Annotated in this window: 6 protein-coding genes; 3 read left to right on the top strand and 3 right to left on the bottom strand. The window is 64.6% G+C overall.

What is annotated here, in order from left to right; all coding sequences use genetic code 11:
• Positions 1-2 precede the first annotated feature (2 nt).
• The 3 genes from ACIBJI_RS17980 to ACIBJI_RS17970 all read right to left on the bottom strand — a co-directional run bounded on the left by ACIBJI_RS17980 (position 3) and on the right by ACIBJI_RS17970 (position 1,905).
• Complete coding sequence (locus tag ACIBJI_RS17980) at positions 3-518, bottom strand: YbaB/EbfC family nucleoid-associated protein (RefSeq protein ID WP_364355376.1); 516 nt, start codon at positions 516-518, stop codon at positions 3-5.
• A 10-nt stretch (positions 519-528) separates the two neighbouring features.
• Positions 529-843 (bottom strand): hypothetical protein, encoded by a 315-nt coding sequence (locus tag ACIBJI_RS17975; RefSeq protein WP_364355379.1) that lies wholly within the window; start codon positions 841-843, stop codon positions 529-531.
• 150 nt (positions 844-993) lie between these two features.
• Positions 994-1,905, bottom strand: a complete 912-nt coding sequence (locus ACIBJI_RS17970) for a cupin-like domain-containing protein (RefSeq protein WP_364355382.1) — start codon at positions 1,903-1,905, stop codon at positions 994-996.
• A 237-nt stretch (positions 1,906-2,142) separates the two neighbouring features.
• Between ACIBJI_RS17970 and ACIBJI_RS17965 the strand changes: the two genes are divergently transcribed.
• The 3 genes from ACIBJI_RS17965 (at position 2,143) to ACIBJI_RS17955 (ending at position 6,129) form a co-directional block, all read left to right on the top strand.
• On the top strand, positions 2,143-3,897 hold the full coding sequence (locus tag ACIBJI_RS17965) for a hypothetical protein (protein WP_397084929.1): 1,755 nt from the start codon (positions 2,143-2,145) through the stop codon (positions 3,895-3,897).
• Positions 3,898-3,939: 42 nt separating this feature from the next.
• Complete coding sequence (gene dtd, locus ACIBJI_RS17960; protein ID WP_364355388.1) at positions 3,940-4,371, top strand: D-aminoacyl-tRNA deacylase; 432 nt, start codon at positions 3,940-3,942, stop codon at positions 4,369-4,371.
• A gap of 255 nt (positions 4,372-4,626) precedes the next feature.
• The gene (locus ACIBJI_RS17955; RefSeq protein ID WP_364355391.1) at positions 4,627-6,129 is read left to right on the top strand and encodes a hypothetical protein; all 1,503 of its coding nucleotides are present in this window, start codon (positions 4,627-4,629) and stop codon (positions 6,127-6,129) included.
• The last annotated feature ends 44 nt before the right edge of the window (positions 6,130-6,173 follow it).

The raw sequence follows: 6,173 nt of genomic DNA, 5'->3' as shown, positions 1-6,173 counted from the left end.
GGTCACCAGCTGGAATCGGTGACTCCGCGGTCCGTGGCCGATTGACGCGAGAGGACCTCGACATTGCTGAATTCCATCTGCGCGCCGTCTTTATCGGAAATTAGTTGGCGCTCTTCGGAATTCGGCGGAGCGAGCGAAACCTTCGGCGCCTTCGGCATTTCGGCGCTCAGGTCGGGCATGCCCTCGATCAGATCCGACAGTTTGGGTAGTCGCGCGCGACGATCGTGCAGGGGCATCATCAACTCCTGCGCCTTGCGCGACACCTCGGCGGTCGCCCGCTGCGCCGCTTCGGTCACCGCCTTCGCGATCTCGCCGTAGCTCAATTCCTCAATGCCGGAAGCGAATTTGGTTTCGATGATGGTGCCATCGGCATTCACGGTGACCGTGATCCGCTTGCGCACGGTAGCGCTGGCGGTCAGTTCGGCACGCTGCTGCTGTACCTGCGCGATCGCCCGAAACTGTTGCTGGACCTCATCGAGCACCGCGGCCATCTCGGCCTTGGCGAATTCGTTCGTCATGGGTAACAACTCACCGGAAGCCGTCGCCGTTGGACTGGTCCATCCGCCGCAGTTCCTCGGCGGTCTTGGTCTGACCGGTGTAGAAGTTGTCGAAATTCGTCGCCGTGGTCTTGATATTCCCGGTCATCTTCTCGCGAGCGACCTTGTATCCGTCTGGCCCTTCGGCGAACTGGCGACCCAGCTTGTCGTTCCCCCACGGCGCACCGCGTCCGGCGAGCGCGGCATCCAACGTGCTCAGCACGCTATTGACCCGATCCCGAACCGCGCTGGTCCGCTCGGCGGCCTTCTCGAACAGATCCGCGTCGTGCCTCAACTTGTCCGACATCGCGCACTCCTCGAGCTCCAGCGGTTCCCCGCACCCATCACCATCGGACTCTCTGAGTCGACGATGCCAGCGCTTGGCAACTCATCCGTAGCTCGAACATGAACGGCAAGTGCCGCGCCAGTTACAGCGCCCACCAACCGTGGTTCGCCGCTACTTGCGCTTGCGGAACCTGCCCACGATGCCGTCGACAATGCGCAGCACACCGCGCACCGCCATCGGGAAGAACGCCGCCTTCATGAACTCGAAGTAGCTCGGGTTATAGCGCGCGACATACGAGATCGCCGGATCCACGGATTCGACCTGGTGCCACCAGAACATCGGAATGTAGAGGATGTCACCGGTCTCGAGGACCACGTCGTAGAAGGACGCCTCCCCCAGCTTCTCGAAGCTGCTCACATCCGGGCCGAACTCGTCGGGCAGCCCGGTGTAGGGGTCCGAAACTTTCAGCGGAATCCGGCCGTACACATTGCGGTACTCATTCGGCGGAAACAGCCGGACCCGCTTGCGGCCGTGCAACTGAATCAGCAGGCCGTGCCATGGATCATTGTGCAGCGGTGTCAGATTGCCCTGCTGGCCGATCCACACGCTGCTCGCCGCTGGACTCTGCTGCCGGGTGCCGACGCGCGCGGGCAGCTGATCGGCCAGCGGCTGCGGGTCCGCGGCGGCACGCGAGTAGTAGTTCTTGCCCGGCTTGGGCTCGTCGAAGACGGCTGCCATGACATCGCGGTATTCGAGCACCTCTACCGGCGATGTTTCCTGCGTGAACACATTGGTCGTACTGGTCAGCGCGGCGACCTTCTGGTCGCCGTACTTCTCACGCAGCGCTTCCGGCTGAAAATCCTCGAATACGGGCCAAGTTGTTGCGACACCACGGAATACGACCGGAGTCTGCTCATCGAAGACAGCCTCGAGTTGGAAATCCCGATCGGGTACGACCAACCCCTGCCGCCCGCCCCTCGACGGACTCACCACATCCCGTACGCTCCGACCGACCCACAGCGCGAAACTGGCTAGAAAGATAGGAGCCAGCGTGGCCGGCCTCTCATCGTAACCCTTAGTCATATCCCCGTATCTTCTAAGAGAATTGGTGTAGCGCCCTGACTTTCGGTTGCTCTGTGCAACCATCACCCCGTCGTGAGCCGACCCTATCGACACCTCGAGTCTACCGCCGCGAACCGCACCCACAGCTGGGAAGACCGTAACGCAACTCACCGCCGATCAAGCGGACCTCCCACAGACGGCGACAACGGGTGTGTCGGGACGCCTAGGGTCGAAGGGACGCCGATTTCAGGAGATATCGTGGCCGACTTGCCTTCGGACCCGTTGATTTCGCTGGTGACCGTGGCGGCGGAGCAGATGGGGTATTCGTGCCGGGCAACTGAACCCGACGAGCTGCGGTTGGTGGGCCCGCGCGGGGACGGGCCGCATTTCCTGTGGTTGCACAACCTGCGGCGCAGGCTGAACGAGCAACCGTTCGAGCAGTGGCCCGGGCTCATCGCCGATCATGTCGAGACGTTCCTGGCGCGAGTGGATCCGGATTACGCCGATTCACTCGCTACCGACGAATTCCCCACGGTGCGTGGACTTCTCAGGACACGGTTCGCGTCGTCGGACACCATTGCGGGCATCGACATCGTCGGCCGCTACGTCGCGCCGGGAATCATTCAGGTGATGGTGATCGAGCAACTTCTCACCGCGGAGGCCGTCACTACCGACCAGCTCGACGAGTGGCAGATCGACAGCACTGAACTCTTCGAGCTGGCGGAGGCGAACACCCGCGCCGCCGGACGGCTCCAGATCGAATGGCGGAACTTCAACGATGCGCATTTCGCCATTCTGAGCGGCTCGGACTCCGCGAGTGCCCACTCGAACTGGCTCGGCGACTATCCGGTAATCGGCACCTACGGAGCGCTTTTCGTAGTCTCGCACGAGGGCAATGTCTACGCGCACCCGATTGTCGGACCGAATGCGCTGACGGCGATGATCCTGCTGGGCAAGGTGGCCGCCAATACCTACCGCAGCGAACCGCGGCCCATCAGCCCGGCGGTCTACTGGTGGCGAGACGGAGAGATCAGCCTGGCTGCCATTACCGAGGTCGATCCCGATCACAATGTCGAGGTGCGCCCGACCCCGGAATTCGAGGCGTTACTGACCAGCCTGGCGGTGACCTGCGAGTTCGCGGTGGTACCCGCCGAAACGGTCGATACCGCGCTCGACGCGCTGGAACAGTACCGACAGATGTGCATCGCGCCGGACAACAGCGCGAACCCACCCGCCGTCGACGACCTCATCGCTGAGATCGACCGCAACGGCGGCGCAGTCGGATTCGTTGCGGCGGCTGCGGATTCACGTGGAGCCGTACTGCGCACCTGGGGACCGAACCGCGGCCAGCACCTGCTCGCCGTACTGAAACTCACCAAGGACCGCGACCTCGCCGTGCTCGACGTCGAGACGGGCCACCTCTACGACCCCCGCGGGCGGGTCGAGGTCCACGTAACCGTCGGCGATGGCCGGTCACTGCCCTACCTCACCCGCGCACTACTCGACGACTTCGTGGTCGCCGCCGCCGACCCGGATGACCCGTTCCTGGTCGTCACACGCGCGGACGAGACCTATATCCGAACGCGCCGCCACGAGTGGGTCTACGAAATCGAGCACCGGGCCGGATCCGCGTCGGAACATTTTCGCGTGTATACCTTGCGGCACACGGTTGCTCGCGATGTCATCTGGGCGTGGGCCTGTGGTGACCCGTCGTGGATGGTCGCGGTGCAATGGCGGCGGGTCGATCCGACCTCGCCCGGTATCGAGGCGGCATCCGGGCTGGAAATCCTGCAGGACGAACTGTCGTCCGCTGGTTCCGATCTCTCGGCCGACGCCCTCGCGCTCCTCGATACCTTTCTGGCAGTTCGTGATACACCGATCCCGTCGACGGATCTCGCTGCGACGGAGAACCTCGCGATCGACCCGGCGATCTTGCGCGAGCTGGCGTCATCACACACCGAAGAGGCACGCCCGATCGAAACAGAGAAGCCGGACGACCCGGACGAGACCTGAGGGCAGTCCGGTGCAGCCACACCCGGGTGCGAGGATCGCAGCATGCGAGTACTGGTGCAGCGCGTATCCGCCGCGCAAGTGACCGTCGACGGACAGACCGTGGGCCGGATCGAACCGAATCCGCAGGGTCTGGTCGCCCTGGTCGGCGTGACGCATGACGACACCGAAGGCACCGCGAAGGCATTGGCGGACAAGCTGTGGCGATTGCGAATCCTGGAGGGGGAACGCGCCGCCGCGGATCTGAATGCGCCCATTCTCGTGGTCAGCCAGTTCACCCTCTACGCCGATACCGCCAAGGGGCGCCGGCCGTCCTGGTCCGCCGCCGCACCCGGTGCTGTCGCCGAACCGCTGGTCGAGACCTTCGCCCAGGCGCTGCGCGAGCTCGGCGCAACCGTGGCCACCGGACGGTTCGGCGCGCATATGCATGTCGAACTCGTCAACGACGGACCGGTCACATTGCTGCTCGAGGGCTGAACACGACCACCCGAGCGCAACCACCCCTGACAGGTTCGCGAACCACCGGTTGCTCGGCTGAACCCACGAACGTCACGGAACAGCAACACCGTCCGAGACCGCGGTCGCCGCAGCTGTCAACAGGACGATCTCGGCAGCAGCGGTCGCCGGTGGATTGCCTGCTCATTCCGGCCATTTCTATGGCAAACTCGGTCGAGCAGAATGCGGCCGCTCGACGACCGTGGCGCGGAAGGGTAAGCGGGAGTTGAGGTCGCGATGGATCTGAGTGCACTCGAGCGTCGGGTAGCCGAGGATCGCCGGGCAGCCATCGACCGGACGGTCGAGAACGAATTGCGTTTGGCCACGTCGCTGTGTGACCTCGCAAAGGGCCTGGTCGCAACCAAGAACGGCCCCGGCAGAGACCGGACGGCCGAGGCGCTGGCGCCATCGCAGGAGTCCGTCGGCATTCGACTGCACTGGCTCGCCGCCGGTCGCGTGACCGCCGAGTTCGCGGGCGAAGTCCAGGATGCGCTGCGCGTCTTCGAGCAGGCGACTCGGCACATCGGTCACCGCGAGCTCGCGGCGAGCACCATCCGCAATGCCTGCCATACCTATCGCCAGGTGTCGCGGACGCATCCGCAGGTGGCCGCGGTCTGCGCGGACGGGCTGTCGAAATGCGGCGTCTGGTTGTGTCGTCTCGACCCGAAGGCCGCCGTCGCCGCCAGCGAGGATGCCGTGCGCATCCGCGGCGCGCTGTTCGCTGCGAATCCGGATCAGTCCGGGAAGTATCTCGCCAGCCTGAACATGCTGCTGCGCACGCTGATGGTCGGCCGCCAGCGCAAACAGGCGGTGGCGATGTACCGCGAGCGGTACGCGGCACTGACGTCGCCGGAGATGACGGCGCGGCTGCGCGAAACCCGGATCGAGGATATCGATCTCACGAATAAGACCTTCACCGCGCTCACCAAACTCGAGGCCCGGACCTTGCAGCGCGCGGGACATCTGACGCAGCAGCAGATTCTGTACCAAACCTCCGGAGATCTCGCCACGATCGAGGAGATCAACTGGAAGCTCGCACTGGTCGGCCTGAAGCCGCTGGCCGCGGGTGCCCTACCCGATCCCCCGTCGCGGCCGGTGGAGATCGGTGCGACCTTCGGCGCATTGAGTGTCCGCTGCAGCGCTCGCGACGCCGTTGCCCAGGTCCGCGCCGCGATCATCGCGGCCTACGCCGCCGATAGCGTACGCCAGGTCGACCGCTCGGCCGTGCGTGGCGCACACGAAACCCACTGGCACACCTTCGATCCCGAACTGAATCCGGCCGAATCCCTGGGCGATGATGTGGTGTTGATCGAACAGCCATACGGCGGTTCGGTTGTCGTCATGAGCTTGAACTGGGAGATGGCTCCGGTCGGCAAACACCCACTGGCACAGCACCTTTCCGCGCGCTGGCCGGTGATCAGCGTTACCGCGAATGAAAAAATGTCCTACGAGCTGTGCCGATACGAGGACGGTGTGGCCACCCAATACGCCGCCCTCGGCCGCCCGAGCGGACAAGCCCCGCTCGATACACCATTGGCGCCCTTGGACTTCGCGGCCCTGGCCGACTACGGCGCGGACTACGCGTCCGAAACCCAAGTGCGTGCCGCCTTCGGCAACACCGATATGTTCGCGAAACTCACCCACCTGCCCGCCAGCGGGATCCGGCAAGCAGCCCTGGCTATTCCGCTAGCGGACTACGGCGACAACGTCCTGTTTTTCCGCAAGTCGAGCGCGGACTGACGAACTTCCCCAACTCCCTGTGCACGTCGAGAACGCCCGGCGCC

Source organism: Nocardia sp. NPDC050408 (assembly GCF_044458905.1).
GTDB lineage: Bacteria > Actinomycetota > Actinomycetes > Mycobacteriales > Mycobacteriaceae > Nocardia.
This window is presented reverse-complemented; position numbering and strand designations above follow the sequence as displayed.

Bases quoted from the DNA above. Each gene is read 5' to 3' on its own strand.
- ACIBJI_RS17955 (WP_364355391.1), top strand. From the start codon at position 4,627: ATGGATCTGAGTGCACTCGAGCGTCGGGTAGCCGAGGATCGCCGGGCA.
- ACIBJI_RS17970 (WP_364355382.1), bottom strand. From the start codon at position 1,905: ATGACTAAGGGTTACGATGAGAGGCCGGCCACGCTGGCTCCTATCTTT.
- ACIBJI_RS17980 (WP_364355376.1), bottom strand. From the start codon at position 518: ATGACGAACGAATTCGCCAAGGCCGAGATGGCCGCGGTGCTCGATGAG.
- ACIBJI_RS17975 (WP_364355379.1), bottom strand. From the start codon at position 843: ATGTCGGACAAGTTGAGGCACGACGCGGATCTGTTCGAGAAGGCCGCC.
- dtd (WP_364355388.1), top strand. From the start codon at position 3,940: ATGCGAGTACTGGTGCAGCGCGTATCCGCCGCGCAAGTGACCGTCGAC.